This window comes from Nocardia fusca NBRC 14340, assembly GCF_001618425.1.
GTDB lineage: Bacteria > Actinomycetota > Actinomycetes > Mycobacteriales > Mycobacteriaceae > Nocardia > Nocardia fusca.
Genome location: NZ_BDCU01000041.1, coordinates 44,292 through 71,289, shown reverse-complemented (window position 1 = coordinate 71,289; position 26,998 = coordinate 44,292). Strand labels below are relative to the sequence as shown.

General features: G+C 69.5%; 24 protein-coding genes and 1 pseudogene. 14 read left to right on the top strand and 11 right to left on the bottom strand.

The window, feature by feature from the left end; translation table 11 throughout:
• Complete coding sequence (locus NF4_RS26305) at positions 1-2,883, top strand: M48 family metalloprotease (RefSeq protein ID WP_063130066.1); 2,883 nt, start codon at positions 1-3, stop codon at positions 2,881-2,883.
• Here NF4_RS26305 and NF4_RS26300 read toward each other — a convergent pair.
• A complete protein-coding gene (locus tag NF4_RS26300) occupies positions 2,859-3,995 on the bottom strand; it encodes a nuclease-related domain-containing protein (RefSeq protein WP_157120605.1) in 1,137 nt (378 codons plus the stop codon). The two genes, NF4_RS26305 and NF4_RS26300, sit on opposite strands and share 25 nt — an antisense overlap.
• Before the next feature lie 352 nt (positions 3,996-4,347).
• Here NF4_RS26300 and NF4_RS40155 point away from each other — a divergent pair.
• The 3 genes and pseudogenes from NF4_RS40155 to NF4_RS26290 all read left to right on the top strand — a co-directional run.
• Positions 4,348-4,557 (top strand): annotated as a pseudogene (locus tag NF4_RS40155) (hypothetical protein); the annotation flags it as partial.
• An 86-nt stretch (positions 4,558-4,643) separates the two neighbouring features.
• Positions 4,644-4,826, top strand: coding sequence for a hypothetical protein (locus tag NF4_RS40150; protein WP_369690952.1), 183 nt, complete (start codon positions 4,644-4,646; stop codon positions 4,824-4,826).
• Between the two features lie 128 nt (positions 4,827-4,954).
• Positions 4,955-5,416 carry a hypothetical protein gene (locus tag NF4_RS26290; protein ID WP_063130064.1) on the top strand — a complete coding sequence of 154 codons (462 nt, stop codon included), beginning with the start codon at positions 4,955-4,957 and terminating at the stop codon, positions 5,414-5,416.
• On the opposite strand, the gene zapE is transcribed toward NF4_RS26290, so the two are convergent.
• Together zapE and NF4_RS26280 are read right to left on the bottom strand one after the other, a co-directional pair.
• Entirely contained in the window at positions 5,410-6,486 is a 1,077-nt protein-coding gene (gene zapE / locus NF4_RS26285) for a cell division protein ZapE (protein WP_198165492.1), read from the bottom strand. The two genes, NF4_RS26290 and zapE, sit on opposite strands and share 7 nt — an antisense overlap.
• Before the next feature lie 102 nt (positions 6,487-6,588).
• Positions 6,589-8,055: a flavin-containing monooxygenase gene (locus tag NF4_RS26280; RefSeq protein WP_063130063.1), complete on the bottom strand. Its 1,467-nt coding sequence runs from the start codon at positions 8,053-8,055 to the stop codon at positions 6,589-6,591.
• 246 nt (positions 8,056-8,301) lie between these two features.
• Here NF4_RS26280 and NF4_RS26275 point away from each other — a divergent pair, with 246 nt between their 5' ends.
• Positions 8,302-8,790 (top strand): FBP domain-containing protein, encoded by a 489-nt coding sequence (locus tag NF4_RS26275; protein WP_063130062.1) that lies wholly within the window; start codon positions 8,302-8,304, stop codon positions 8,788-8,790.
• A 186-nt stretch (positions 8,791-8,976) separates the two neighbouring features.
• Here NF4_RS26275 and NF4_RS26270 read toward each other — a convergent pair whose 3' ends face one another.
• The gene (locus NF4_RS26270) at positions 8,977-9,738 is read right to left on the bottom strand and encodes an ankyrin repeat domain-containing protein (RefSeq protein WP_063814717.1); all 762 of its coding nucleotides are present in this window, start codon (positions 9,736-9,738) and stop codon (positions 8,977-8,979) included.
• Positions 9,739-9,887: 149 nt separating this feature from the next.
• On the opposite strand from NF4_RS26270, the gene NF4_RS26265 reads away from it, so the two are divergent.
• From NF4_RS26265 to NF4_RS26255, 3 genes are read left to right on the top strand one after another with little or no spacing between them, the layout of a single operon-like run.
• Entirely contained in the window at positions 9,888-10,712 is an 825-nt protein-coding gene (locus tag NF4_RS26265; protein ID WP_063130060.1) for a nucleotidyltransferase domain-containing protein, read from the top strand.
• A gap of 39 nt (positions 10,713-10,751) precedes the next feature.
• Complete coding sequence (locus NF4_RS26260; protein WP_063130059.1) at positions 10,752-11,099, top strand: ArsR/SmtB family transcription factor; 348 nt, start codon at positions 10,752-10,754, stop codon at positions 11,097-11,099.
• Between the two features lies 1 nt (position 11,100).
• Entirely contained in the window at positions 11,101-11,646 is a 546-nt protein-coding gene (locus tag NF4_RS26255; protein WP_063130058.1) for an SRPBCC domain-containing protein, read from the top strand.
• A gap of 36 nt (positions 11,647-11,682) precedes the next feature.
• Here NF4_RS26255 and NF4_RS26250 read toward each other — a convergent pair whose 3' ends face one another.
• Positions 11,683-12,678 (bottom strand): zinc-binding dehydrogenase, encoded by a 996-nt coding sequence (locus NF4_RS26250; RefSeq protein WP_063130057.1) that lies wholly within the window; start codon positions 12,676-12,678, stop codon positions 11,683-11,685.
• 177 nt (positions 12,679-12,855) lie between these two features.
• Here NF4_RS26250 and NF4_RS26245 point away from each other — a divergent pair, with 177 nt between their 5' ends.
• The gene (locus NF4_RS26245) at positions 12,856-13,902 is read left to right on the top strand and encodes an NAD-dependent epimerase/dehydratase family protein (protein ID WP_063130056.1); all 1,047 of its coding nucleotides are present in this window, start codon (positions 12,856-12,858) and stop codon (positions 13,900-13,902) included.
• A gap of 100 nt (positions 13,903-14,002) precedes the next feature.
• On the opposite strand, the gene NF4_RS26240 is transcribed toward NF4_RS26245, so the two are convergent.
• The gene (locus NF4_RS26240) at positions 14,003-14,506 is read right to left on the bottom strand and encodes a histidine phosphatase family protein (RefSeq protein WP_063130055.1); all 504 of its coding nucleotides are present in this window, start codon (positions 14,504-14,506) and stop codon (positions 14,003-14,005) included.
• Positions 14,507-14,850: 344 nt separating this feature from the next.
• On the opposite strand from NF4_RS26240, the gene NF4_RS26235 reads away from it, so the two are divergent.
• The gene (locus NF4_RS26235) at positions 14,851-17,232 is read left to right on the top strand and encodes a LuxR C-terminal-related transcriptional regulator (RefSeq protein WP_063130054.1); all 2,382 of its coding nucleotides are present in this window, start codon (positions 14,851-14,853) and stop codon (positions 17,230-17,232) included.
• A gap of 554 nt (positions 17,233-17,786) precedes the next feature.
• Positions 17,787-18,974, top strand: coding sequence for a threonine ammonia-lyase (locus NF4_RS36890; protein ID WP_198165491.1), 1,188 nt, complete (start codon positions 17,787-17,789; stop codon positions 18,972-18,974).
• 95 nt (positions 18,975-19,069) lie between these two features.
• On the opposite strand, the gene NF4_RS26225 is transcribed toward NF4_RS36890, so the two are convergent.
• From NF4_RS26225 to NF4_RS26215, 3 genes are read right to left on the bottom strand one after another with little or no spacing between them, the layout of a single operon-like run.
• Complete coding sequence (locus NF4_RS26225) at positions 19,070-19,978, bottom strand: polysaccharide deacetylase family protein (protein ID WP_063130052.1); 909 nt, start codon at positions 19,976-19,978, stop codon at positions 19,070-19,072.
• 4 nt (positions 19,979-19,982) lie between these two features.
• Complete coding sequence (locus NF4_RS26220) at positions 19,983-20,747, bottom strand: sensor histidine kinase (protein ID WP_084533472.1); 765 nt, start codon at positions 20,745-20,747, stop codon at positions 19,983-19,985.
• A 7-nt stretch (positions 20,748-20,754) separates the two neighbouring features.
• A complete protein-coding gene (locus tag NF4_RS26215; RefSeq protein ID WP_232330662.1) occupies positions 20,755-22,170 on the bottom strand; it encodes a hypothetical protein in 1,416 nt (471 codons plus the stop codon).
• Positions 22,171-22,293: 123 nt separating this feature from the next.
• Here NF4_RS26215 and NF4_RS26210 point away from each other — a divergent pair, with 123 nt between their 5' ends.
• The 3 genes from NF4_RS26210 to NF4_RS26200 all read left to right on the top strand — a co-directional run bounded on the left by NF4_RS26210 (position 22,294) and on the right by NF4_RS26200 (position 24,337).
• On the top strand, positions 22,294-22,965 hold the full coding sequence (locus tag NF4_RS26210) for a glycosyltransferase family 2 protein (RefSeq protein ID WP_063130049.1): 672 nt from the start codon (positions 22,294-22,296) through the stop codon (positions 22,963-22,965).
• A 62-nt stretch (positions 22,966-23,027) separates the two neighbouring features.
• The gene (locus NF4_RS26205; RefSeq protein ID WP_063130165.1) at positions 23,028-23,696 is read left to right on the top strand and encodes a TIGR04282 family arsenosugar biosynthesis glycosyltransferase; all 669 of its coding nucleotides are present in this window, start codon (positions 23,028-23,030) and stop codon (positions 23,694-23,696) included.
• Complete coding sequence (locus NF4_RS26200; protein WP_063130048.1) at positions 23,693-24,337, top strand: methyltransferase domain-containing protein; 645 nt, start codon at positions 23,693-23,695, stop codon at positions 24,335-24,337. Before NF4_RS26205 ends, NF4_RS26200 begins: the two co-directional genes overlap by 4 nt.
• Before the next feature lie 13 nt (positions 24,338-24,350).
• Here NF4_RS26200 and NF4_RS26195 read toward each other — a convergent pair whose 3' ends face one another.
• Together NF4_RS26195 and NF4_RS26190 are read right to left on the bottom strand one after the other, a co-directional pair.
• The gene (locus tag NF4_RS26195) at positions 24,351-24,848 is read right to left on the bottom strand and encodes a nucleoside deaminase (RefSeq protein ID WP_063130047.1); all 498 of its coding nucleotides are present in this window, start codon (positions 24,846-24,848) and stop codon (positions 24,351-24,353) included.
• Between the two features lie 273 nt (positions 24,849-25,121).
• Positions 25,122-26,960 carry a cutinase family protein gene (locus NF4_RS26190; protein WP_084533471.1) on the bottom strand — a complete coding sequence of 613 codons (1,839 nt, stop codon included), beginning with the start codon at positions 26,958-26,960 and terminating at the stop codon, positions 25,122-25,124.
• Between the last annotated feature and the right edge of the window lie 38 nt (positions 26,961-26,998).

Genomic DNA, 26,998 nt, shown 5'->3' with positions numbered 1-26,998 from the left:
ATGGCTGCCGAGACCGGGACGAACGCGGTACCGGTGCAGGCCAGAGCCTTCACCGCGGGGACCGCGATCCGGTTCGCGCTGTTGCTGGCGTTCGTCGTGGTGGACAGTCTGTCGTTGCTGTCCGCGGTCACCTCGCAGTTACGTTCCCACGATCAGAGCTGGTACGGGCCCTGCCGGCTCGCCGTCGGCTACGACCCGTGGCAGAGTTCCTACATCCCCGCCGCGGCGCTCACCCATGCCGAGTTCATCCGGTCCTGCGAGGACTCCCATGGTGTCGCCCGCGCTCCGGTGGAGTGGATGATCGCCGGATCGGTGGCGGTATTGCTCGTCGCGGCGGTGATCTACCTGGGATCGCCGGTGTGGCGGTGCCGGCCGGGGCGGCTGCTGCCGGTGGACACGAGCGGGCCCGACGAATTGGCCGCCCGGCTGCGCGAACTGGTCGCGGTGGCCGATCTGCGCCGGACGCCGGAATTCGTGATCGACCCGCGGGCCGAGACCGTCGGCGCCGTCGTCTTCGGGCGGCTGGGCCGGTACACGGTATGCCTGGACGGCGGGCTGGTCGCCCGCAGTGGTAGCGCACCCGAGGTGTTGCGGGATGTGGTCCTGCACGAACTCGCGCATCTTCGTAACCGTGATGTCGACATCACCTACGCCACGGTTGCCCTGTGGCGGGCCTTCCTCGTCTGCGCGCTGGTTCCCTACCTGATCGGGCAGGGAATTTCGGTGGCCGCGGACCCGGAGCTGTGGTGGGCCGAATGGCAGGTGTCGCTGCGCGGCATCCTCCGGGTGGCGGTGCTGGTGGCACTGACCTACCTGGTGCGGGCCGATATCCTGCGGACCCGGGAGGTCCATGCCGACCTGGAGGCCGCCCACCGGGCCGGTGCGGACGCATTCGCCTGGCAGGACGACGGGACTGCGCCGAAACACCCTCGGTGGGACCGGTTCCTCGGGTTGTGGCGTACTCATCCGGGCCGGCCGGAACGGCTCGGAGCGCTGCACGGTTCCGGGTCGCTGTTCGGTGTCACGGCACTCATGATGTTCCTCACCGGGGTCACCGCGCAGGTGGCGAACCTGGCCGTCCCCCTTGCGGCCGACGGCTTCGGCGTCGCGGTGAACACGGGACTCGGCGGCCTGCTGTCCACCTGGGCGACCGCCGGGCTCGTGGTCGGCATCGCGGGTTACGCCCTCTGGCGAGCGGTGGGGCACGCTGTCGTCACCGGCGTCCCGGTGCCTTCCGGCCGGCGTGCCGGGATCTGGCTCGGCGCCGGGATGGCGGTGGGCGAGCTGATGTCCTTCCGCTCGGCCGGACCCCGGCTGCTGCCCGAGGACCCCGCGATCCTGCTCGTCTTCGTACTCGCCGGTGCGGTGTTCACCTGGTGGCTGACCCACTGCGCGGAACTGTGGATACGAGGATGCCGGGGCCACTCGATCCGCACGGTGCGGCTGCTCGGGCTCGGTGCCGCCCTCGTCGTCTTCGGCACCTGGTACGGCTACTGGATGAGCGGGCCGTTCCTGTTCCTGCGCGGACCGTTTCACTCCGCTGAGTTGTCACTGCCCGGTCTGCCCTTCTGGTACGGGTTCATCGCGGATCTCGCCAACCGGCCGCTGGTCCTCATCGGCGCAACCTGTCTGTGGTTGTTCCCGTTGCTGGCGCTGGTGCGCAGACCGCCGTCCCGGACACCGGCCTGGATCGAGCGAATGGGCGCCGGCGATCTCGGAGAAAGGGCGTTATCCCTCGCCGCCGTATCGCTGCGACCTGCCGTCGTCGGTGCCGTCCTCGGCGGGCTGCTGTCCGGCGGGGCCGTAGCGCTGGTGATGTACCGACTGCACCCGGGCCGCCCTGCCGGCGGGCTCACTCCGGAGTTCATCAACGCCTACCCGATGTGGTTGACCGCCGGGCTGGGTACCGCTGCCGTGCTGACGGCCGGCGCGGTCGCCGCGGTCGCCGGCCGGTACCGGTCGGTGATGGCGCCGGCCGCGGCGGCCGGGGCCGGTCTGTTCGGGTTGCTCGGCCTGTTCTTCTTCGCCGCCACCGACGGCTGCCTGGAGTCGATGCAGGTCATGGCCTACACCTGCGCGTGGCGTCCGGACGCGGCACGCCTGCTGGTGCTGCTCCAGGTACCGTTCGTCCTGGGCATCGGGATACACCTCGCCGCGGCGGCGGCATTGATCGCTGCGCTCGCCGCCGACGGTGTCCGGCGGATCGCCGCACGGCATCGCACGACCCCGCCGCCGGACACGGTGACCTCGCGGAAACCCGGATCGCTGTCGCGCCGCAGAGCGCTGGTGGCCGTCGTCTGTGCCGTGGCAATCGCCCTGGTCATCGACACCGGCCTGAACTACTACAACCGGGCCGACGTGGAGGAAGTCGCCGGGTCCGTCGGCTACGAGCCGGCCCGCACGGAGGAGACGACCGCTCGATTCGTGCAGAGCTGGTGGCACGTCGGCGGCGATGCGAAGGTCTCGGCTCTGCACGCGTCCTTCGGGCGGATGAAGGCCGCCGTCACCGACGCGCTCCGCGTGAGCGAGGCCGCGGGTCTGCCGACGGTTCCGCTCGAGCGTGCGGTTTTCGTGCCGGTCTGCACCGAGATGATTCGCGTCGCCGAGGATGCGGCGGCATTTGTCCCGATACCCGACGAGCGTGCGCAAACCGACTGGGCGGCCACACTCGCCGCCACCGCGCGGGCGGGCGCCGACTGCCGCGACAGTTTCGAAAACGACGGCGGCAACGCCCGGTTCGACGCGTCGATGGCCGAGAGCAGCGCTGCCGTCACCGCCTACAATTCGCTCGTTCAGCGCCTCGAGGCGCTCGGAGCCCAGGCGAACGAGGGTGACCGGGGCAGGGCTCGTGCGCCGGGTCAGCACCTCGCCTGGAACGGGTAGCAGACCGGCGGGGGCGCGGGGCGCGGCGGCGGTTGCGGGACCCCCGCCGCGGGCTGCGGTGGGGCAGCGGGTACCTCCGCGACGGAGCTGGTCTGTTGGTGATTCCCGGTTTCCCGGGGTGCGGGAGCGTCGCCCCCGCCGCGGGCCACCAGCCACAACCCGCCGCCGAGAACGGCGATCACCGCGAATGCCGCCGCGGTCTGCCAGTGCGCCCGGCGCCCAGCGGTGGAGGCCGGCTCCGGGAGCGGTTCGGTCGCCGGCCGGGGCTGCGGTTGCGGTTCGAGCGGCGGCGGTGGTGGTGGGGCAGCCGGTGGTTCCGGCGACGGAGCGGGGTCGGCCGGGGCCGCCGCGGACGGGCTGTCTGCCTCGACCGCGCGCGGCGGAACCGCGTCGCGGGCCGGCGCGGACAGCGGCGGCGCGACGGCACGGGCCGGGGCCGGTACCGGGTCCGGTGCGGAAGGCGGAAGCGGAATCGGTTCGATGGCGGGAAGGGCCGAATCCAGCGGGAAGCCTTCGTCGGCCAGTTCGGCGATGGTGGTGCGGTCACCGTATTCGAGCGCTTCGATCACCGCGTAGGCCTGCTCCGCGGTCCAGACGACGGCGCTGCGGTGATGGGCGCGATGGAACCAGGCGCGCAGCGGATTCTGGGTGTTGCACAGCAGCACATCGCAACCCGGCGGCGGTGCCGACTTCTTCTCGAGCCGCATGGTCGATCCGCGCGGCGGTAGCACCACCACGAGACCGGTGACGAACGCGCTGCCGCCCACCTGCCCGGCGGCGGCCTTCAGTTTGAACACCCCGTCGCGAACCTGGTCGTAGGGGGTGGTGTCGTTGTCCCGCACACTGACCGGGTCGCCCGCGGAGCCCGGAACCCGCCAGCGGCTGTTGGTGGTGCACTGCAGGACGCTGCCGGTGACCTCCGGGTCGACACCTTTGACCTCCCCGACCACGGTCGTGTACGGGGTGATGATGACCAGGTCCACCTCCTGCCCGGAGATGAAGCAGTTCGTGATCGCGACTCCGGGAACCCGGTAGTCCCCCTCCCATTTCCGGAGCCAGCCGACAACCCGTCTCTCCGCGCCCGATCTGAGCTTGTCGGTAATGACGAGCATCCCGATCACCCCTCCCTGTCGCCGGTGATGTGGACACGATATCGGTAGTCGCACCGCCGGACGCGAAACCCTTTGCCACAGACAGTCTTCATCCTCGGCCGCGCCCGCACGGCCGGGCCTCCTACCTGCATCATCGGCGCAGGCTATTGCGGGGGCGGCCCGACGTACGGTATTCGACTTGTGGGAGCGCCGACGGTGGCGGCACCGATTCGGCCGCCCGTCGTCGCGGCGTTCGCCGCGCTGCACCGCAGCCGATACGAGAACGCACGGAGGACCGCATGCTGTTCGACAAACCCCTGAACAGGAGTTCTTCCGTTCCACCACGGCGAAATTCCTGACCACCCGGGCACCGGTGGATCAGCTTCGCCGGCTCCGCGACGACGACAACGGGTTCACCGCCGATTACTGGCGCCGCGGCGCCGAACTCGGACCCTACCGCGCCGAAGCCACCGCCGGGCTGCGCAAGGTCGCGCGGGAGGAGGAACTCGCGGCCGTCGCCTACGACCGGCAACTCCAGCGCGCTTTCTACGAGGCCGGATTCGTCGGTATCGCGATCCCGGTCGAATACGGCGGCCGCGGACTCACCGCCGAACACCAGCGGGCGTTCACCGGCGAACTGGCCGGCTACGAGATCCGTCCCGCTTCCAGGTGCCGACCCTGTCGCCGTGCGCGGCGGTCCTGCTCGATTTCGGTACCGAGGAGCAGAAGCGCCGCCATATCCCGGCCATGTTGCGGGGTGAGGAGATCTGGATGCAGTTCCTCTCCGAACCCAGCGGCGGTTCCGATGTCGCGGGTGCGGTGACGACCGCCGTCCGCGACGGCGACGACTGATCCTCAACGGCGCCAAGATCTGGACCACCGGCGCCTGGTATTCCGACTGGGCGCTGTGCCTGGCCCGGACCCCGGAACCACGGTACGTGTGACCTGCGGGCCGGAGGCGGGCACCTTAGGCTCGACCCATGGGACTCGATGTGTACGCGGTCCGGCCCAGCCAGGACCGGGTGATCGACAACGCGGCCTTCCAGCGGTTACAGGAGATGCCCCCGGAGGAACGCGGCGAGTTCGGCTGGCTGCGCCCGGCGGAACTCGAACCCTTCCGCGAGCTGCCGCGCGAGTTCACGACCGGTGGACTGTTCTGGCCCTCCGACGGCGACCCGACCGGTTTCCGGGGACAGGTGTACGACGAGTGGGTGTCCGACGAATTCGGAGTCGGTCTGTACGACCTGGTCGACCCCGAGGAGGTGCGGGGCCTGCTGAAACGACTCGACGAATGGCTTGTCCGGGCGGAGAGCGGCGCGGTGCCGGTGCCGCTGTTCGGCCACGACAGCGATGACGGGTACGCGCTGGCCCGGGTACGGTCGCTGGCCGCGTTTCTGCGGGCGGTCGCGGCACAGAACCTCTGGCTCTTCCCCGACTACTGATCGGCCACGGCGACCGGCGCGCCGATCTCCGGTAGTAGCGCCAGGCGGCTGGCTGTGCGCCGGATATCGGGCGGCAGGTGGTCACCGGTCAGGCATTCGGTGAGCGGCGCGGCGGCGACGAGATACAGGCGGCGGTCCCGGTCGCACAGCACGTCCACCAGATTGGCGAAACGTTGCGCGGCGTCGCGGCCGGTGGTGGCCGGCGCGGGCAGACCCGACAGCGTCCAGTCCCGGAACCGGTCGGCCAGGCTCAGGTAGTCGATGGTCGAGTACGGACCGTCGCAGAGATCGGTGAAGTCGAACCAGACCGCATCGCCGCGCACCGCCCGGGCGGTCACCGCGCGCGCACCGATCCGAACGCGCTGCCGTTCGGCCGGGGCCGGCGGCGCCAGGCCGGCTCGCGCCAGCTGGGCGTCGGTACCGGGCCAGAGGTATCCGCCGCGTTCGAACTCGGCGGCGGGTGTTCCCGGCCGGCGGGCCCGCCGGTAGTCGCGGGGACCCGCGACCTCGACAACATCCAGTGAGTTCTGCAGGGTCGCGGCCAGCGGTTCGATCAGATGATGGAACAGCGGGTTCGGCAGCAGACCGGTGGGCGGATAGTTCGAGGTGGCGACCAGTGTGATCCGCTGGGCGAGCAGCGATTGCACGACTCGGGCCATGATGGTGGCGTCGCCGGGATCATGGACGTGGAATTCGTCGAAACACACCAGCCGGGAGTCGCCGAGTAGTTCGCGGACCGCGCGGTCACCGGCATGTTTCTCGTGGCGGTGGGTGGCGTAGCGGGTGTGGAATTCGCGGAAGAACTCGTGGAAGTGCATGCGCCGTTTCCCGGTGATGGGCACCGCCGAGTAGAAGGTATCGGTCAGCCAGCTCTTACCGCGCCCCACCGGCCCCCAGACGTACACGCCGCGCGGCGCCGAGCCGAAGAGTCCACGGCGGCGCACTATCTCGTGGCCGAGCTGTACCAGCCGGGCGGCCGCCGCGGACTGTGACGCGTCCAGTTCGAAACCGGCTGTCCGGGCGGCCGCCTCGAAAACCTCCGGCGTCCAACCGCGATGTATTCCGGCCACCGTCGCCACCTCCTCGATCCCGGAGGTCAGCCTGGCAGGACGGACGCCCTCGGCCCAGAGATCAGGAGCACATGTGAGGATGATCGCCCGACGCACCCGGCGTCATGCCGCGGGTGTCAGCGTGTAATCCCGTGGGTCGAGTTTGCGGACGCGGCGGCGGTACCGGGTGACCGTACCCGGCCAGTTGTTGGTGATCTTGCCGGCCGCGTTGCGGTACCAGCTCGAGCAGAAATTCCATGGCGTGCGTTCGAGGCGTTTCTGCAGGGCGTCGTTGAACGCGCGCTCGGTGTCGGCGCGGACCTCGAGGACATGGCCGGGTGTGCCGGCCAGCAGCTCGACCGCCTGCCGGATGTAGCGGGACTGCGATTCGATCATGTAGATGATCGATCCGACGCCCAGATTCGTATTGGGTCCGTACACCATGAACAGGTTCGGGAATTCGGGCACCGTGATCCCGTAGTAGGCGTGCGCGCCCGCGGACCACACCTCGGCCAGCTCGCGCCCGTCGCGGCCGGTGATACGCATCGGCCACAGGAACTCGGTGCCCTTGAACCCGGTGCCGTAGATGATCACATCGACTTCGTGCAGGGTGCCGTCGGCGGTCCGCACACCCTGCGGGGTGATCTCGGTGATATCCGAGGTGGTCACTTCCACATTGGGCCGGGTGAGCGCCGGATAGTAGTCGCTGGAGAACAGGACGCGTTTACAGGCGATCGGATAGTCGGGGGTGAGTGCGGCCCGCAGATCGGGATCGTCCACGTTCTCCGTCAGGTTCCGGGCGGCGATGCGTGAGACGAGACGGCTGATGATCGGCAGTTCCACCAGACCCAGCGAGGAGATCTCGGCGGTGAGCCACCAGCCGAGCCGTTCCACCAGCAGCATGCCGGGGATCTTGGCGAAGAGCTTGTGCTGGATCGGGGAGTAGTCGGTATCGAACTTGGGCAGCACCCAGGCCGCGGTGCGCTGGAACAGGGTCAGCTGCTCGACCACGGGCTGGATCTGTGGAACGTACTGGATGGCACTCGCGCCGGTGCCGATGCAGGCCACCCGTTTCCCGGTGAGGTCGACCTCGTGATCCCACAGGGCCGAATGGAAGGCGGGGCCGGCGAAACTGCCGACGCCCGGGATGGCGGGCAGTTGCGGGCGCGACAGCTGGCCCACGGCGGAGATCAGCACCTGTGCGGTCCGCCGGCCGCCGTCGGCGGTCTGCACCGTCCAGCTCCCGGTCTGCTCGTCGAACACCGCGCCGGTGACCGCGACGCCGAACTCGATCCGCTCCAGCAGGCCGTGCCGGCGGGTTACGCCGCGCAGATAGTCGTGGATGGCGGCCTGACCGGAGTACCGCTGTGGCCAATCGGGCTTCTGCTCGAAGGAGTAGGAGTACAGCGGAGACGGCACATCGCAGGCCGCGCCGGGGTAGGTGTTCTCCCGCCACACGCCGCCGAGGTCGTCGGCCTTTTCGAGGATGGTGATGTCGTCGAATCCGTGCCGGCGCAGCTCGATCGCCACGCCGATACCACCGAATCCGGCGCCGATGATCAGGATCGACACCGGGCGTCGCGCACTCATACCAACTCCTGTCGCCGCTGTGGTCTACCTCACTGTAGGACGGCGCCCGGGGTCCGGATCGGCACTTCCGGCCAAACGTTCCCGGGCCGACACCGCGCCGCCCGCGGCCGCGCGGGCCCGCCGCGCGGCGCCGGGCTCCGGGCGGGTGCGCATCCGCCACCGCCGGAAAATAGATTGCCCGCCGGCCGGGTTGCCGATAAATTGTCGCGGTTTGTCCATCCCGACTGTCGAAGGAGATGCAGTGTCATGGAACCCCTGACCGAACGCGAGATCAGAGCGTCGTTCGTCAATTGCTCGAAGGGCGACGCCAAACGTCTGGCGATACCCACCGACCTGGCGGACCGTCCCTGGGACGACCTGGACTTCCTGGGGTGGTCCGATCCCGGAGCAGCCGGGCGCGCCTATCTCGTGATCCCCGAGGAGCACGGCCCGGCCGGTATCGCACTGCGGTACGAAACCGGTGGACCACGGCGTTCGCAGATGTGCACGATCTGCTCCACCACGCACTCCAACGGCGGTGTGGTGCTGATGACGGCACGGAAGGCGGGCGAGGCCGGTCGGCGCGGCAACTCGACCGGGACCTATATGTGTGACGATCTGGCGTGTTCGCTGTACGCCCGCCGGAAGAAAACGCCCGCGATGGGCCGTGCCTACCGCGACGATTTCGATCCCGAGTTCCGGATCGAGCAGATCCGGGAGAACATCACCGCGTTCCTGACCCGGGTCCGCGGCTGATCATCGCGGTGGATCCGCTCGACGAGAAAGAGGTAGTGGCTGTGCGCCGATACTCGAGACCCGGCCCGGGAAGTGTTCCGGATCCCGCACCACGACAGCGGAATCCGGAGCTTCCCGCATCCTCCCCGGCCGAGGCGGCCCGGCCGTGCCGGACCGCCTCGGCCGGGGAGGATGCGCCCGGGGACATCAGCCCGGGTCGATGGTTTCGCTCCGGTCGCCGAGGCCACCGAGCAGTCGGGCGATCGCCGCGTGCCCGTCCTGTATCGATGTCTCCCCGCCCTGTCCCTGGTCCCCGTAATGCAATGTGATCACGTCGGTGCCGTCACCGGCGGGGCGGCGGTGCACGCTGTACTCCCGATCGGGTCCGGCCCACTGCTCCGCGAGCAGTGCGACCGGGTCGGCGGACGCGAGGCGGGTCGCGATGGCCAGGGGAGTGCGACCCCGCGCGTCCGCGCGAGCCGGATCCGCGCCGTGGGCCAGCAGTGACCGCACGATCCCGTAGCGTCCGCCCTGGGCGGCGATCGTCAGCGGGGTGCCCGGAATCTCGGGATCGGCTCCCGCTGCCAGCAAGAGTTCCACTGTTTCGCGGTGCCCGTTGCGGACGGCCCACAGCAGCGGTGGCGTTCCCGGCCCGGTCTGTTGTGGATGCGGTGGCTCGGGTGTATCCGGGTCGGCTCCGGCGGCCAGCAGCGCCGCGACGACGCCGGTGTGGTTCCAGCACGCGGCGGCGCACAACGGCAGTCCTTCGTCGTCGCCCCCGCCGCAGCGTTGCGGGTCGGCGCCGTGTGCCAGCAGCAGGCGGACCGCTTCGGTGGCACCCTGTACCGACGCCCGGTACAGGGGAGTGGTTCCGTATTCGTCCGGCTCGTCGGGGTCCGCCCCGGCTTCCAGTAGTTCTCGCACGCGCCTCGTGCCCGCCTCCGAGACGGCCCCGACCAGATCTGTCACGTATCCATTAGAGCCAGTGGGTCAACCGGATATCGCGGCTCGAGCCGGCCCGGGATCGGGCCGGCCACGACGGTGACGGTTAGCCTGGGCGGTATGACCGATCGACGCCGAGGAGTGTGCCGCGTAACCGGACGCTTCCCCCGCGACCTGTGACCGAACCCGGCTCGGCGGTGCCTTCCCGGACGGTACCGGTCGAGGTCCGGCCGTATCTGACCGAACTGGTCCGGCGGACCCACGCCGTCTACGCCGATCGGCTCCTCAGTGTGTTCGCGGTGGGGTCCCTGGCGCTCGGGGATTACCGGCACGGTCGCAGCGATATCGATATCACGGTGGTCGTGGCCCCCGGCGGGCCCGAGCGGTTGGTCCACGACCTCGCCGAAGTATTGGCCCACCCGGCGTTCGATTGCCCCGCCGCCGGACTGGAGCTGGTGGTCTACGACGCGGATTTCGCCGTGTCGGGGTCGCCGGAACCCGGCTATCTGCTGAACCTGAACACCGGCCCGCTGCTGCCCGCCGTCGCGGATTTCGATTCCGCGGGGGCACCGGCGTTCTGGTACGTGATCGATCGCGCGGTCGCCCACCAGAGTGGGCTGCCGCTGTGCGGACGGCCGGTGCGCGAGGTTCTCGCCGCGCCGCGCCGGCTCGATCTGCTTGCCGCGGTGGCGGCGTCCGTCGACGAGCACACGTCCGGTGCCGGGCACCTCGCCGACAATCGGGTGCTCAACGGCTGCCGGGCCGTGTACTTCTGCCGCACCGGCCGCTGGGTGGCCAAACGGGAAGCCGGCCGGGCGACGGTGGCGGCCGGGGACGGGTTCGGTGCGCTCGTGGGCGAGGCGCTGCGGAGTTTCGAGCGGCCGCGGGCGCGGGCGGCGGAGCTGCCCGCGGCGCAGGTCGGCGAATTCTCGGCCTGGGTGGGCCGGACGGTGGCCGCGACGGTGCGACGTGAGGCCGCCGCGAGGCCCGTAGAACACTGAGCCTAATATGCCTTGACAGGAATATTCCTCTAGGGAAATATGTCTCGGGTGGTACGCGATGTCTTCGAGGTACTGGCCGATCCCACCCGGCGGCGGATTCTCGATCTGCTGCGCGACGGTGAGCGCACCGTCGGTGAGCTGGTGGGTGCGCTCGGTGCGGCCCAGCCCAATGTGTCGAAACATCTGCGCATGCTCGACGCGGCGGCGCTGGTGCGCGTCCGGGTGGACGGTCCGCGCCGGCATTACGGTCTCGCGCCCGCCCGGCTGCGGGAGATCGATCTGTGGCTGGCGCCGTTCCGGGAGATCTGGGCCGACCGCCTCGACGAATTCGAGCGGTATCTGGACACGGTGCCCGACGACGAAGGACCCGACGAACCAAAGGAGTGACATGACCGACGCGACCCGGCGTCTCGGTGAAGTCCTGCGCGACGGTGATCGCGTGGGCACCCGCTACGAACGCATCCTGGCGCATCCACCGGAGAAGGTCTGGCGGGCGCTCACCGAATCCGAACATCTGCGGCACTGGTTTCCCGCGGACATCATCGGTGAGCGCCGCCCGGGTGCCGAGGTGCGTTTCCGCTTCTGGCCGGAGGCGGTCGAGCGGGCGGGCGAAGAACTGACCGAAGCGGGAGTCGCACCGGAGGACCCGGTACTGCCGGGTCGCATCCTGACCTGGGAACCGCCGCGTCTCTTCGAATTCCGCTGGGACGACGAGCATCTGCTGTTCGAGATCGTGCCCGACGGTGCCGGGTCCCGGCTGCTGTGCACGGTCTGGTTCGGTACCCCGGGGCCGCACGGGATATCGGGTACCGCCGCCGGATACCACGTCTGCCTGGACGCGCTGGTGGATTCGCTCGATACCGGCTCGGGTGGCGAGCCGGACCGGGCGCTGATCCTCGCGCTCGAGCGCCGATACGCCGAGATCATCGGCTGAATCGGGGCCGGCCGCCGGGTATCCGGCGGCGGGACGTCAGACCCGCAGCATGGTGCGGCCGAGCGCGGAGCGGTTCTCGATGGCGGCGTGGGCCGCGGCGGCGTCGGCGAGTGGGAAGGTCTGTCCGATGACGACCTCGAGCTGCTCGGTGGCGAGCAGTTCGAGGATCCGGGTGGCGTAGCGGGCCCGGCTGTCGTTGCCGATGTTCAGGTCGTACAGGCTCAGGACCTCCACACCCCGCGCGCGGGCGTTGTCGGCTCCCGCGGCGGCGAATTCACCGGCCGCGGCTCCGTATCCGATGAAGAGACCGCCGCCGGGCACGATCCGTAGCGCGGCATCGCCCAGGTCGCCGCCCGCGCCGTCGAACACCACATCGGGTCCCTGGCCGCCGGTCGCGGCCAGGGCCCGGTCGGTCCAGCCGGTCTCGGCGTAATCGATCGCGATCTCGGCGCCCAGCCGCCGGGTGAGCGCGAGTTTCGTTTCCCCGCGGGCGGCGGCGATCACCTGCGCTCCCGCCCGGTGGGCCAGCTGGGTGAGCAAGGTGCCGAGACCGCCGGCCGCGGCCGTGATCAGCACCCGCTGCCCGGGCCGGATACCGGCGCGTTCGAAGGCCGCGAGCGCGGTATGGCCGTCGTGGACCACCGCCGTCGCCTGGTCGATGCCCACGCCGTCCGGTATCCGGTTCAGTTGCTCGGCGCCGGCGAGCGCGTATTCGGCGTAGCCGCCGATGGGCAGACCGCCGCCGACGCCGCTGGCCACGGTCCGTGCGGTCACCCGGGTGCCCGGCAGCGCGGGGTCGACGCCCGATCCCACGGCCGTGACGACACCGCCGACAGCGCCGCCGGGTACATAGGGCGGCTGTACGGCGAAGTAGTCGGTGCCCCATCCCGACCGCAGCCGGGTATCGAGGAACATCACATCCGCCGCGGCGACGCGTATCAGGACCTGACCGGCTCCCGGTTCGGGGACCGGGAGCTCCCGCAGCTCGAGGACCTCGGGTCCGCCGAATTCCTTTGCCTGTACTGCCTGCACGATGTCACTCCTCGGGTTCGACAACCGGTGAACTCGACCAGTCTGAAACCTCCATATAGGTTCAGGTCAAGCGGAGTCGCGGATCGGCGGAGCCGGGCGCGCGGCCGGGAACGACGAAACCGGGACATCCGCGTCCGGCTGCCCGGTCCGGCGCCCTCGGACAGGCAGGATCGGGGTATGCGAGTACTGCTGACCGGCGCGGCCGGATTCATCGGTTCCCATATCCACGCCGCGTTGCGGGCCCGGGGCCACGACGTGGTGGCGCTCGACCTGATGCTGCCCGCGGCGCACGGCCCCGGGGCGCAGCCGCCGGAGGGGGTGCGGCGGGTGGATGTCCGCGATGCCGCCGGGCTCGACCTGCTGTTACCCGGCGTCGACGTGGTGTGTCATCAGGCCGCCGTGGTGGGCGCCGGTGTCGATGCCCAGGACGCGCCCGCCTATGCCGGGCACAACGATTACGGCACCGCGGTACTGCTGGCCGCGATGGACCGTGCCGGGTGTGGCCGGCTCGTCCTGGCTTCCTCGATGGTGGTGTACGGCGAGGGGCTCTACCGGGGGCCGGACGGGATTGTGGAAGTGGCGGGGCGCCGGTCCGAAGACCTCGCGGCCGGCCGGTTCGAACACCGGCGGCACGGCGTAGCACTCACCTGGGCTCCGGTTCCCGAGGACACGCCGGCGCGGCCCCGGAGTCTGTACGCGGCGAGCAAGGTGGCGCAGGAGCACTACGCGACCGCCTGGGCCGCGGCCACCGGCGGCACGGTCACCGCACTGCGCTACCACAATGCGTACGGCGCCGGAATGCCGAGGGACACACCGTATTCCGGCGTCGCGGCGATCTTCCGGTCGGCCCTCGCGGCGGGGCGGGCGCCGCAGGTGTTCGAGGACGGCCGGCAGATGCGGGATTTCGTGCACGTCACCGATATCGCCGCGGCGAATGTGGCCGCCGTCGAGGCCGCGCTGCCGGGGGTCGAGCCGTTGAACATCTGTTCGGGACAGCCGATCACCATCGGTGACGTCGCGCGGACCCTGGCCGCCGCCCACGGCGGGCCGGAGCCCGTGGTCACCGGTGCGGTGCGCTCGGGAGATGTGCGCCATATCGTCGCCGACCCCACGCGCGCCCGGCAGGTGCTCGGCTTCACCGCGCGCATCGACCCGGCCGCCGGGCTGGCGGAATTCGCCTCCGCCCCATTGCGTCCGGCCGCGGCGGGCGTCACGATCGGCTGACGACCGGGCTCGCGCCCAGGCGCAGCTGAATCAGCCTCGCCGGCCGGCGGTCGCACTGCCGGTGCTGCTCCGCGGAAAGACGGCAGAGCCGCTGGCCGAGCTACGCATCGAAGTCGCCGGTCTGTTCATGATCTTGCGGATCGACAAGCGCGGTCCCCATGTGATCGTTCAGCTTTACCAGCCGGAAATGATCGCCGCGAAGTCCGCGATCAAAGCCAGGCGTGAGACCGGCACAGTCCAAGGAAACCCTTTTGTGGACAGAGCCGGGGAGAGTCCGGTCCGCCAGGCCGAGGCGCGCGCTGCATCCGTCTCCAGCTCCGTTGTTGTGGGTCAGAGGCCTGGCCGCGTAAACGGTTGGGCGGCCGAACCAGAGCCGGTAGACCGCAGGCATCGGCATCGCCTGCTGGAAAGCCCAGCTGGGGCCAGAGCATCCGAGCCCGATCAGCGCTCGCGCGATGAACGTGCCGTGACCGGCGATGATGACGGGTCGACTCCGAAGGCCGTCGACGATATCGGTCAGGGTGCGGACCGCACGCTCGGTGAGTTCGTGCAGGATTTCGGCACCCGGGCGCGCCCACGGTGGGTGGGGGCCGGCTCTGCGCATAATGGCGCCGCGAGGGGATCGAATCCTGCCGGTTCTGGAGGCAGTAGCGGAGCTGGCCGAGCATCATTGTGGTTGTGAGGAGGTCTCCTCCGGCAGGCGACAGGCTTCATATGCCGGGGCTATTCTCACCTCTCGTGGAAGTACCACCCCCCGGCCGCCCGCCCGCTCCCGATTCGGCATTCATAGGTCGAGAGCGGGAGGTGCAACTGGTGCGGACGCTGCTACGGGGAACAGCTCGGTTGGTAACCCTTACGGGTCCGGGTGGTATCGGAAAGACCCGGTTGGCTGTCGAGGCCGTCCGGGGCCGCCCATGTCGGCGCCCTGGGCACCTATGTGTTTTCTGGGTGCGGTTGGCTCGTCTGCCCAGGGGGTGCGAGATCGCCGCACTGGAAGAGGAAATCGCTCATTCGGTGATCGGTGGGGACTTTTCCGGGCGATCGACCTGGACTGCCCTCTTCGATGCCCTCACCCGTACCGGACCGGGCCCTCGTATCCCGCGCACCGTGTTGGTGCTCGACAACTGTGAGCATGTGCTCACCGCCGTGGCAAGCGTGATCACCCGGCTGCTCGAGAGCGCCCCGGAGCTGGCCGTACTCGCCACCAGCCGTGAGCCGATCGGTTGGGTCGACGAGCACCTCGTCAGGGTTCCGCCTCTGTCGCGTCGGCACGCGTTGACTCTGTTCCGGCAGCGGGCCGAGCTCACCGGCTACCCCATTACCGGTCCGGATCAGGCCGATACCGCCGCCACCATCTGCCACCGTGTACACAACTACCCGCTGTACATCCAGTTGGCGGCCGCACGCCTCACCCATCGGCCGCCGACGATGATCTTGCACGGCCTCACCGGTCGTATCGACGATGCTCGCCTGCGCTGGTCGCACGGCTACCGATCCGGTGCCGACTCTCGGCATCGAGGGGTCGGCGACGTTATCACCTGGTCCTATGAGTTGTGTACCGACAAAGAGCGTCTGTTGTTCGACCGCCTGTCGGTCTTTGCGGCGGGCTACGACACGCACCCCGATGACGCCGTCGATCCTCTTGTGGACGTGGGTGCGGATCTGGATGCAATCCGAACTATCTGCAGCGACGACAACGACGCGGTCGATAGCGATGCCACAGACGTGACCCTGACCCCGGACGAAATCGAGCATCTGCTCGAACGACTCGTCGATCACGCGCTCGTATGGGTACACCGAACATCGACCACGGTCCGCTACGCCCTGGTGGAAACCCTACGGGTATACGCCCAGGACCGCCTACACCGACGCAGTCGCATCGGGATCGACGAGCCCGGGATGCTGGCCGACCGGCATCTACGCTACTACCGGGACCGAATCTGTTACGCGGCGGCGCACTGGCCCGCATCGGAGGGACAGCATCTGCTCGGCTCTATTCGAACCGACCGGGCGAACACCCTGATCGCGCTCGAGACCGGCGTCACCACCCCCGATCGAGCCACCCTGGGCTTGGAAATCTGTATCGGCCTGTTCACCATGCAGAACTATGTCGACGGGTCGATCCGAGAGATGCGCAGCTGGACCCAACGCAGCCTGGACGCTACTCGGGCACTGGAGGTCCAGCCCATCGCTCTTCAGGTCGCAGGCTCGGCGGCCATCGCCGGGCTCGCCCTCAATCAGGGCAGGTCGGAGGACACCGTCCGGATACTCGAGGACTGCGTCACCGCCTGTATCGATCACGCGGAGATCAGGACCGCCTGGAGGGACACCGCCGAGACGGATATCGGACTCCCCGCCGCTGTCGAATACGCATGGGGATATGAGCTGCTGTTCGCCCAGCGCGATGTCCGCGCCGTCGACGTGTTCTTGCGTGCCCGGGACAAATTTCTCGCCGTGCACAACTACGGCTCGGCAGCCCTGAGCGAACTGCATGCCACCCTTGCCGCAAGCCTGCTGGGAACCGCCGCTCGAGCGCAGGAGATCACCCGACGCTACTTCGACCGTGTCGACACCCCCGCAACACCGTGGGAGAAATCCTGGGCGGGGCTCATCAGAGCGATCGCGCTGACTCGGTTCGGTGACCCCGGCGAGGCCCTGAAGCTCGAGCGGACCGCGTCGGCCTTTCTGCTCAGTGCCGGTGACCGGTGGGCCGGGATGTGGGCGGTGCAGGTTCGTATCTGGATACTGGCGCGCCTGATCACCGATCAGCTCGCTGCCGACGGCTCCGCGCACAACAGGCTGGTAGCGCTTGCCGCCGAACTCGCTCAGCTGGCGGGGGGTGCGGCAACCGTGGCCGATGGTTTCGGTGTTGTCGGCGATGCGATGGGACCGTTGACGGATAGGTCCGCCAACGCGGTGGCGGTCGCCCGTAGAGTGTTGGGCCCTGCGGCATACGCCGCGGCGGAAGCCCGCGGCAGGCGCCGGCGTCTCGAGGGCGAGGAGACACAGCAGCCAGCGCAGACTACTTCGACCGTCGGAGCCTTCGCGAGCACTCGGCCGGCTGAGCGCGAACCCTTCTCCCACTGGAGGGATCTGAGCCGGGCCGAACGTGAGGTGGCCGTTCTGGCCGCGGCCGGTTGGACCAATACCGCCATCGCCGATCGCCGGGGGAAGTCCACCAGAACCATTGACGCTCAGGTAAGCGCTATCCTTCGAAAACTGGCGATCGTGTCGCGCGAGGACATCATCGAACATATCCCACGGGAGATTATCGACGACGTGCGCATCGAAGCCGCCCACGGTCCCGGCGGAAGAAGCCGCAAGACATAGCGTTGTTCTGCTGTTCCGAACTGAGGTGCCTGGGGCACCTCTCGCGTTGCAGGAAACCGATCAGGCCGGTTCCGTTCACGGGCAGAGTGGACGGTATCGGTTATGCAGTAGGTAGGCATATAGGTATGCCCTACGACTATACGGATGCCGGATCATCTCGATTAGCAGACGATTACTGTTTGTGAGGGCCGAAAGATCTAGGGCCGGAAAGTTTTCTTATAGAGGGTGCCCGCTCCGCACACGTAGCGAATCTTTGCCGCATCGGCGTTATATCTTTCGCCCCCTTCACGCCGCTCGGACTCCTGAGGGGAATGTCGATCGCGGTGACCGATGTGTCGGCACGCAGGGGAGCGATCAGCGGGATACCACTATCCAAGAAATAGGATGAACCAGAATTTGAACGAGCTCGCGCAACGTATCGAAAGAATGTGTTATTCGACCACGAAACGGAATTCTTGCTCCCCGTTCGGCCCTCCGAGCAGAGTTTTCGGTGGTATGTTCGGCTGTCCCCGGGTGGCAGGTATCATTCGCTCACGGGGCGTGATATGGCGCCGATGAGCGACGGCATAGTTCGAGCGGTTCTGGAGGCTGCCACCCGAATGCGCGAAGCTGCGACCGGAGCGGCGAGTATCCTCGGGTCCCGCATCAGAAGGGGGACAGCCGATCCGCTGAGCGTTGCTGCTGCCTCGCATCGGGAGACCGAGGCCGTTGCCCGCGAGAAGATACCATCGGTGCAATTGCTCGCCCCGACGATCGGTCAGCGTTGGGAGGCGCTGAGACTCGTTGCCGAATCCGGTCTTCCACTGACTCGAATAGTCAGTCTGAGTAGGGATCTCGACTGGCGGACTCCGGTGGATCTGCACCTCGCGCTGGAAAACTTTTCTCCGGACACGGGCTCGATCAAGGATCGGGCCGCACGTCTGCTGCGTCATCAAGTGGCGGGCCTGGCACCGGGGACGCGATGTGTTATCGCATCTTCCGGTAACCATGGCATTGCTTATGCCAGATCCTGTCAGCAGTCCGGGACGCCGTTGACTGTGGTAGTACCACGCGGCACTTCTCAACTCAAGGTCACCAAGCTCGAACACTACGGTGCGACCGTTCTGCGGCACGGCGAGACTTGGGACGAAGCCTACGATCATGCCAAACAGTTCGTCCGCGAAACCGATTCACATCTCTTGGATGTCGACGCACCGGATTCGGTCGCCGCCTTGGGAACCGTTGTGCACGAAATGCTGACTCAGCACCCCGATGCCCACGCAATCGTGTTGCCCGGCGGGGGTGGAACCATCATGACCGGCGCGCAGGTCGTCCGCGAGTTCGAGCAATTGTCGGGTCGTCGATATCTGGTACTGGGCGCTTGCCCCGCCGACTCGGCCACCCTCGCGAGGTCGCTACAGGCGGGTGCGCCGCGCACCGCCGAAGCCACCACAATCGCCGAGGCCATGAAAGTCGAGACCGTACCCGCTCACCTGTTCGACCAGATAAGGACCGGGATCGACGACATCATCACGGTTTCGGATTCCGATATCGCACGCGGGGTGGTCCTACTCTCCGATGCCATGGGTCACCCGGTGGAAGCAGCCGGCGCCGTGGGACCGATGGCAATTCTGCACAACGACGGAACGGTACGAGGAGTTTTCGACGACTACGACCTCCGTGGCAAGAAAGTTCTCACGGTCGTCACCGGTGGCAACATCTCGCACAAAGCGATCGATTCCTACCTTCACGAGCACTTTTGACACCATGCGGTGCGACCCCGGCCAACGACATCTCGTGCGCGAGCTCGCCACCTCCGGTGCCCGGTTGCAGACGACCGGACCCATGACCGACGCGTTCACCGGCCGACACATTCCGGCCGGTCCGGGCGCTCGAATGGATAGCGCGCGCGGAATTCAGCCGCCGCCTCGGCCATCGTGACGAACTCGACGCCGTCGAAGCCCGCCCAGCGGTCCAGCAGGCGTTCCAGCACGAGCAGTACCTGCGGCCGCCCGGAAACGTCGGGATGCAGAGTGACCGGGATGACGGCGTAGTCCAGTTCCCGGTACACCCAGTCGAACTGGTCGTTCCACATCTGCTCGATCGCGCGCGGCGCGACGAATCCGTGCGAGTTGGGATGTGCCTTGATGAACATCATCGGCGGCAGGTCGTCGACGTACCAGTTGCCGCAGAACTCGACCAGGTCGATCTCGTGTCCGTGCACGAGCGGTTTCATCCAGGCCGCGGCGGGACCGGAGGTGTCGATGGGCGTCCAGGTGTCACCGACGCGGGCGTAGAAGGGAACGAAATCGTTGTAGTTCTGCGAATGGTCGTAGGAGAACCCGTAGTCGGCGAGGATGGACGCGGTGTGCTCGCTCATCTCCCACCACGGCGCGACATAGCCCAGCGGCCGGCGGCCACTGAGTTGTTCGATGAGCTCCACACATCTGGACATGACATCGCGTTCCTGCTGGGGCGTGAGCGCCCGCGGGTTCTCGTGGCTGTACCCGTGGGCGCCGATCTCGTGTCCCGCCTCGACACACCGGCGTGCCTGCGCGGGAAAGGTCTCGAGGGAATGCCCGGGCCAGAACCAGGTGGTCCGGAGACCGCGTCGCTCGAACAGCCGCAGCATGCGCGGCACACCGACTTCGCCGGCGAACACGCCCCGCTGCATATCGTTGGGCGAATCCTGGCCCCCGTAGGAACCGAGCCAGCCGGCGCAGGAATCGACATCGATGCCGAGGGCCACCTGAATCTTCTTGTCCATGCGATCAACTCCATCCGGTGGTCGGTGCCACGCCGTCGTACGGTTCCGGCCGGACCCGCCGGTTGCCTCCCGGGGGCGGGTCGTCGGCGGCGGCGGGCCGTGGCGGGGCGGGCCGGCTCGCGGGGGAACCGATTCCGGCGCGATCGGCGGTGGCGCGCTGGGCGGGGTAGATCTCGTCGATGAGTTCGTGCAGGTCCAGCGGTTCGAGGTCGCGGCGCGGGACGCTCGACGAGCTCTTCGATATCTCGAACAGATCGTCGGCCATCCGGGACAGCCGCTGGATCTCCCGGCCGATCCGCTCGGCGTACCGGGCGATATCGGCCGGGTCGGCGACCGCCTCGTGGTCGAGGGCCTCGGCCACGGCCCGGATCGTGCCGAGTGGGGTCCGCAGATCGTGGCTCACCCAGGCCAGCAGGGCGCGCCGCGACTGTTCGGCCGCGTGGGCTTGTTCGCGAATCAGATTCTCCCGCGCTCTCTTCCGAGACCAATCCCGGCCCAGTAGCACGGCGGCCGGTACGGTGACCGCGGCGACCAGCAGCAATACGATGGAGGTGCGCCGGAACTCGGCGGTGACCGTCAGCCCGCTCGCCCCGGTGATACCGGCCAGCGCGGCCAGGGTCGGGAGGAGCGCCAGTACCGCCGTACTCGCGGTGAGCGAACGATCGCGGAGCACGCGTAGCGCCAGGACGCCCGCTGCCACCACGGGTAGTGCGCAGGCCAGTGTGGAGCCGATGGTCTCCGGCAGGTCATCGAGCACGGGTATGCACATGGATGCCTCACCAATTCGTCAGCAGCAGATGGATCAGCAGCAGGGCCCCGGCGGCCTGGACGGCGAGCCAGGGGCGGACGTGCTCGCGCGGCAGGAACGCCGTCGCCGCGAGCAGCCATATATCGAACGGCAGCCAGATCCGTTCGGTCTCCGCCTTGCTCAACCCGCTGAGGTCGGCGGCGGCGACAGCGCAGACGGCGGCGGCGACCAGCAGTGCGGCCGGATCGAGTGTCCGTAGCCGGGAGGGCGACAGCGCCCGCGCGAGCGCCGCCGCCGTCGCGAGCCCGACCGCGCAGACCGTGGCGGCGAGATTGCCCCACCACCAGTACCCGTACGGGCGAGTGGTGGCGATCCCCTGGTAGTAGCGTTCGACCACCAGGTGATAGCCGTCGAGCCACCAGAATCCGGCGGCCGTGAAACCGGTCACCACGACCAGCGCGCCCAGTACGGCGGGCAGCAGCGGCCGCGCCGTGCGGGCGCCGAGCAGCACCGCGACGGCGAGCAGGCCCATCAGGATCAGGCCGTAGTTCAGGTAGATCCCGAAGCCGAACAGCACCCCGGCCGCGAACGCGACCGGTATCGCGGTCCGGCGGGCCGTAAGGGGAGCGGGCCCCGGAACGGGCGGCCGGTCGATCCCGGGCGCCGGTGCGCTCCCGGCGAAGTGGGCGCATCGCGTGCCCGCGGCGACGGCGAGCAGCGCCACCGCCCACGCCGTGACCCCGGCGAAGAGGGCGTCGGCGGATACCGCGATCCAGATGGCCGCCGGCGCGAGCACCAGGAACGGCAGTGCCCGGCGGGCGCGGTCCTCGGCGCCCAGAGCGCGCAACGCGACCGCCACCGCGATCGGCGCGCTGCATCCCGCCAGGACACAGACGATCCCCGCCCAGGTGGGTCCACCCAGGCCTATCCGGTCGAGCACGACGAAGAACAGCAGCGCGCCGGGCGGATGGCCGGAGACGTGCGTGGTCCAGGAGTCCGGTTGTCCGTCGACGATCCGGCCGGCGAACGAGTCCAGCATCGCCGGGATATCGGTCACTCCGGGCACCTCGGCCGGATACTCGTGGCCGTCGGCGAGCCGCGCGGTGAAACCCCGCCGCCACCCATCCACCAGGGCGAGTGCGAACGCCCACCCCACCGCGGTGAGATAACCGACGGTGAGCAGCCGCCGCCAGGGGAGCCGGCCGGCCAGCGCCGGGCCCTGGGCGACCACCACCGCCGACAGCATCAGTGCGGGGAGGGTGCCCCAGCCGATATGCGGCGACCAGTGGCCGAAAATGGGCGCGGCGGCGGCGAACAGACTGCGGCGCCACGATTCGCCGGCCAGTTGCGGAACGGTGAACGCGATTGCCACCAACAGCGCCGCGCTCACGGCGCCGAGCAGCTCGCCCCGGAATCGGGTGCGGTGGTCGGCGATGTCGATCAGCTCCGGCACAGAGGTCACCCTAGGCCGGTCCGGTCCGGGGTCAGCGTATTGACCAGCAAATTCGGAGACGACGTCATGGTTTTGTCACCGGATTTCCGCCGCTGTGGGCTTAGCGTGGCACCCATGCCGACAGAGCATCGCGAACCGGCCGGTGTCACCGTGGTCATCCCGTGCCGCAACGAAGCCGAGGCGTTGCCGGCGGTGCTGGCGGCGCTTCCGGCCGGGTATCAGCCGATCGTCGTCGACAACGGGTCGACCGACGACACCGCCGCCGTCGCGATCGGATACGGCGCCCGGGTGATCACCGAACCGCGCCCCGGTTACGGGGCCGCGGTGCAGGCCGGTATCGCCGCGGCCCGCACCGAACTGGTCGCCGTCCTCGACGGTGACGGATCGATGGATCCCGGGGAGCTACCCCGGCTGGTGGCCGAGATCCGCGCCGGCGCCGATCTCGCGGTGGGCCGCCGCCGTCCGGTGCGCGGCGGGGTCTGGCCGTGGCACACCCGGCTCGGCAACCGTGTCGTCGCCGGTCGGCTGCGCCGCCGCTACGGGCTGCCGGTGCACGATATAGGCGCCATGCGGGTCGCGGGCCGGGAGCGGCTGGAATCACTGGGCCGGTTGCACGATCGCTTCGGATATCCCCTGGAACTGCTCGTCCGCGCCGCCGCGGCGCAGTGGGACGTGCGCGAGGTCGATATCAGCTACCGGGCGCGCGCCGGTGGGCGGTCGAAGATATCGGGGACGGCGCGGGGATCACTGCGGGCGACCCGTGATTTCCTGGCGGTCCTGCGGTGAACCGGGCCGCCCGGCCGCCCGCGCCGGTGCCGGACGGCGACGGCCGCCCCGGTGGTGCGCCCGTGCCGGTGGCAGTGCTGGTGGTGGCCAAGGCACCGGTCGCCGGATACGCCAAGACCCGGCTGACCCCGCCGCTGACGCCGGTGCAGGCGGCCCGGCTGGCGGCCGCCGCACTGCTGGACACCCTCGACGCGGTGCGCGCCTGCCCGGTCACCCACCGGGTGGTCGCGTTCACCGGCGACCTCGACGCCGCGGAGTTCGGCGGCGAGATAGCGCGCAGCCTGGCCGATTTCGAGGTGGTTCCGCAGCGTGGCCCGGGTTTCGCGGTGCGGCTGGCCAACGCCCACGCCGACACCGCGCGGGCGGGCCTGCCGGTGTTGCAGATCGGGATGGATACGCCCCAGCTCGGCCCGCGAGTGCTCACCCACGCGGTCCGCACCCTGGCCGCCGGGGCCGACGCGCTGCTGGGCCCCGCCACCGACGGCGGCTGGTGGGGGCTGGGGCTGTCCGATCCGCGGGCCGCCCGGCTGCTCGCGGAGGTGCCCATGTCCACGGCGGCTACTGGCGACCGCACCCGGGGCGTCCTGTGCGCCCACGGATATCGGGTCGGGTTACTGCCCGCCTTCACCGATGTCGACCACTACGCCGACGTCCTGCGGGTCGCCGCCGGCTGTTCCGGGCGGTTCGCCGCGGAGGTGGCGGCACTCGGCGCGGCGCGGGCCGCCCGGTGATCGGCCGGTTCGATCCGGCCCTGACCGGCCGCGACTGCTGGATCCGTTCCACCGACGGCGCGCGCACCCGGCTGCCGACCCGCCGCTGGCTCGGCGGTGCCCGGATCACCGCCGCCGACCGGTATGTGGATTCGGCCCTGGTCGGGTGTTGTGACGGACCGACGGTCGATCTCGGCTGCGGGCCGGGACGGTTGGTGGAGGCGCTGTGCCACCGCGGTGTCATCGCGCTCGGCGTCGATATCTCGCCCACCGCGGTCGCGGTCACCCGCCACCGGGGCGCCCCGGCCGTGGCCCGCGATATCTTCGGCCCGCTGCCCGGCGACGGCCGGTGGCACTACGCGCTACTGGCCGACGGGAACATCGGGATCGGCGGCGACCCGCATCGCATCCTGCGCCGTGTCGCCGGCCTGCTCCGTCCGGGCGGCCTGGCCGTTGTCGAATTCTCCGGTCCCGGCACCGGTATCGGTATCCGGCAGATCCGGCTGGAAACCCGCACCGAGGCCGGGGACTGGTTTCCCTGGGCGGTGGTGGGTATCGATCACGCCGCCGGGCTGGCGGGGGAGACCGGGTTCGATCTGCTCACCACGGCCGATATCTCGGGACGTCATATCGCCTGGTTGCGCAGCGGCGCGCGCCGCTGAGCCGGACGGCGGATCACCGCGCGGCGGGCTCGTCCGGGGCGAAACACCGCTGATAGAGAGCACGCATCTCCGGCTCGAACTCGGGGGCCGGACCCTCGGCGACCACACCGGGAGCCACCTCCGCGATCGGCAGGGCGGCCACCGGTGCCGCCGGGGCGCCCCACTCGCGCAACCATTCGGCGAGCCGACCGCTCGAGGTGGCGAACACAATGCGGCCGAGTCCGACCCAGCCGTGGGCGGCCGAACACATCGGGCAGTGTTCGCCCGAGGTGTACACCGTGGCCGCCGCGCGGTCGGCCGGGGTGAGGTGGGTGGCCGCCCAGCGGCAGATCTCGAATTCCGGATGCCGGGTGTGGTCACCGCCGGCCACGCGGTTGCGATCCTCGAACAGCACCTCGCCGGTGGCGGCGACCAGGAGCGACCCGAACGGCTCGTCCCCGGCGGCCAGCGCCTCGCGGGCGAGGTCGACACAACGGCGCAGGTACGCCTTGTCGTGCGCGGAAATCGTCATGGGCTTCATCCTCGCCGATGACGCCACATCACGGCAGTAGCGGTGGGCCGGACACAGGTATCCAGCCCTCCGCTCCCCGTTCGGCCGCCTGGGCACTGCGGTCGAGGACCGGCCGGCAAATCTCGACCACCGAACGGCGGCCCTGCCCGGAACGTGTGTGGCCATGGGTCGTCGTCCAGGGCCCGGCTTCCCTGCCCGGGTCAGCGCAGCGTGACGGCCGGCTGTCCGGTGCCGGACGGCATCGCACCGGGGCCCGGCCGGTGCGCCGACGAATCAAGGCGCCGGTACGGCCGTGGTGGTGGTCTCCTGCGGGGTCGTGCTCGACGGGGATGCCTCCGAGCTGCTGTTCACCGCGACCTGCGGGGGCGTGGGACGGGTCGTCGCCACCGGCGGAGTCGCCGCTTCGGGGGTGGCCACAACGGTGCCGGTCTCCGTCGCCTCCGGCGTGGTGCTGGGTGCCTCGGTGGTGGTCCCGGTGGCCGACGGCGCCGTGGTCGCGGGATCGGTCGTGGTCGTGGTCGTGGTCGTGGTCGTGGTAGCGGGGGCGGTGGTGGTCGTGGTAATGGGGGCGGTGGTGGTCGGGCCGGTGGTGGTCGGGGTACCGGTCGCCGATTGCGTGGTCACCGGGGCGGTTCCGCTCGTCGTCGGCGCGGCCGTGGTGCCGGTGACCGCCGCGCTGGTCGTGGGATCGGTGGTGGTCTCCGCTGCCGCCCGGTAGGCGTCGTCGAGGTCCTCGGCTGTCGGGGCCGACTTCGTGTCCACCGGTTCGCCGGCCTGCGCCTGCTTCGCCAGATGGGTGAGCCAGGCCGCCGCGTATTCGGCGGAGGTCAGCGTTTTGCCGTTCCCCGGGTCGGCATCGCGCCAGTAGTCGAAGTGGTGACCGGTGGCGTTGGGGCCGAGCGTGAGCTGGTAGGGATCGGACAGGATCACCGGGATCGTGTTCTGGTTCGTGACGATCAGGCCGACGATCTCGTTGAGGACCTTCTGCGGCAGATAGGCCAGCGGGGACATCTGATCGGTCGAGATGGAATCGGCCGGGGTCGCCGGTGCGGTCGGCGCACCGGGTTCGTAGGCCGGATCCGAGACCCGCAGCAGCACCTCGAGGAAGGTTTCGTCACTGGCCATCCAGTTGGGCTGCGACTGGATATCGGCCAGCGCCAGCAGCGTGACCCGGCTGAGGACCACCGCGACATCCTGCCCGGTGGCGGGCGTGAGGCCCTCGCGTTCGAGGGCGTCGACGTTCACCTGCCGCGCCACATTGACCACCAGTTGCAGCAGCGCGATATTGTCCGGCGCCGCGCAGGTGAGGTCGCCGTCGGAGCAGAAGGAGGCGATCTTGCCGTTCAGCGCGCCGAAATCGCCACCGGTCCCGGCCACCGCGCCCTGGCCGGGGACCGGCGTGCCGCCGTTCTGGTAGAGCTGATCGAAATTGTCCGGGTTGCCGTGCGGGTTCTGGGCGCCGGGGAACGGCCCGTCGCCCGCCGAGCGGCCGGAGTCGGCGAGGATGACCACACCGGTGACCTTGCCGGGGTCGACGATGGCGTAGCCGCCGTCCTGCTGCTCCTGGTGACCGATCTCCATCGCCACCCGCCGGACCACATCGGCGCCCTCGCTGTACCCGACGATCGCGAATCGGGTATCCGGGCAGGCCTGGGCGATCTCCCGCATCACCTGCTGGGTGTTGGCGACACCGGTGGTGACGGCGTCCTCGTAGGTGGCCATATTCGCGGGGTAGGCGATGTAGACGGCGGCATACGAGCCGGGGTCCACGTCATCGGCGGGCGCGTTGACCACCGGGTCGACCCATTCGCTGCTGTGGTCGCCGGACAGCGCCGCGGGCAGCGGGTTGCCGTTGGCGTCCACCAGCAGTTTCGTGGTGCCCTGGGCAGGTGTGTCGCCGCGGCCGGCGACCGAGATGGTGACCATATCGTGGCATTCGGTGACCGACGCCTTCAGCTGCGTCTCGGCCTGCTGGGCCGGTGTGGTCACCGAGTAGGTCGCGGCCACCGCCGCCACCACACCGAGAGTGGCGGGGGCCGCGATCGCCGCGGCGAGCCGGTGCTGCGTCAGGTAGGTGCGGGCGCGCACCAGGTGATCACTTCGGAAAGCCATGTCCCGAGCTCCATTCGACTACTGGTAAATGGACGGAC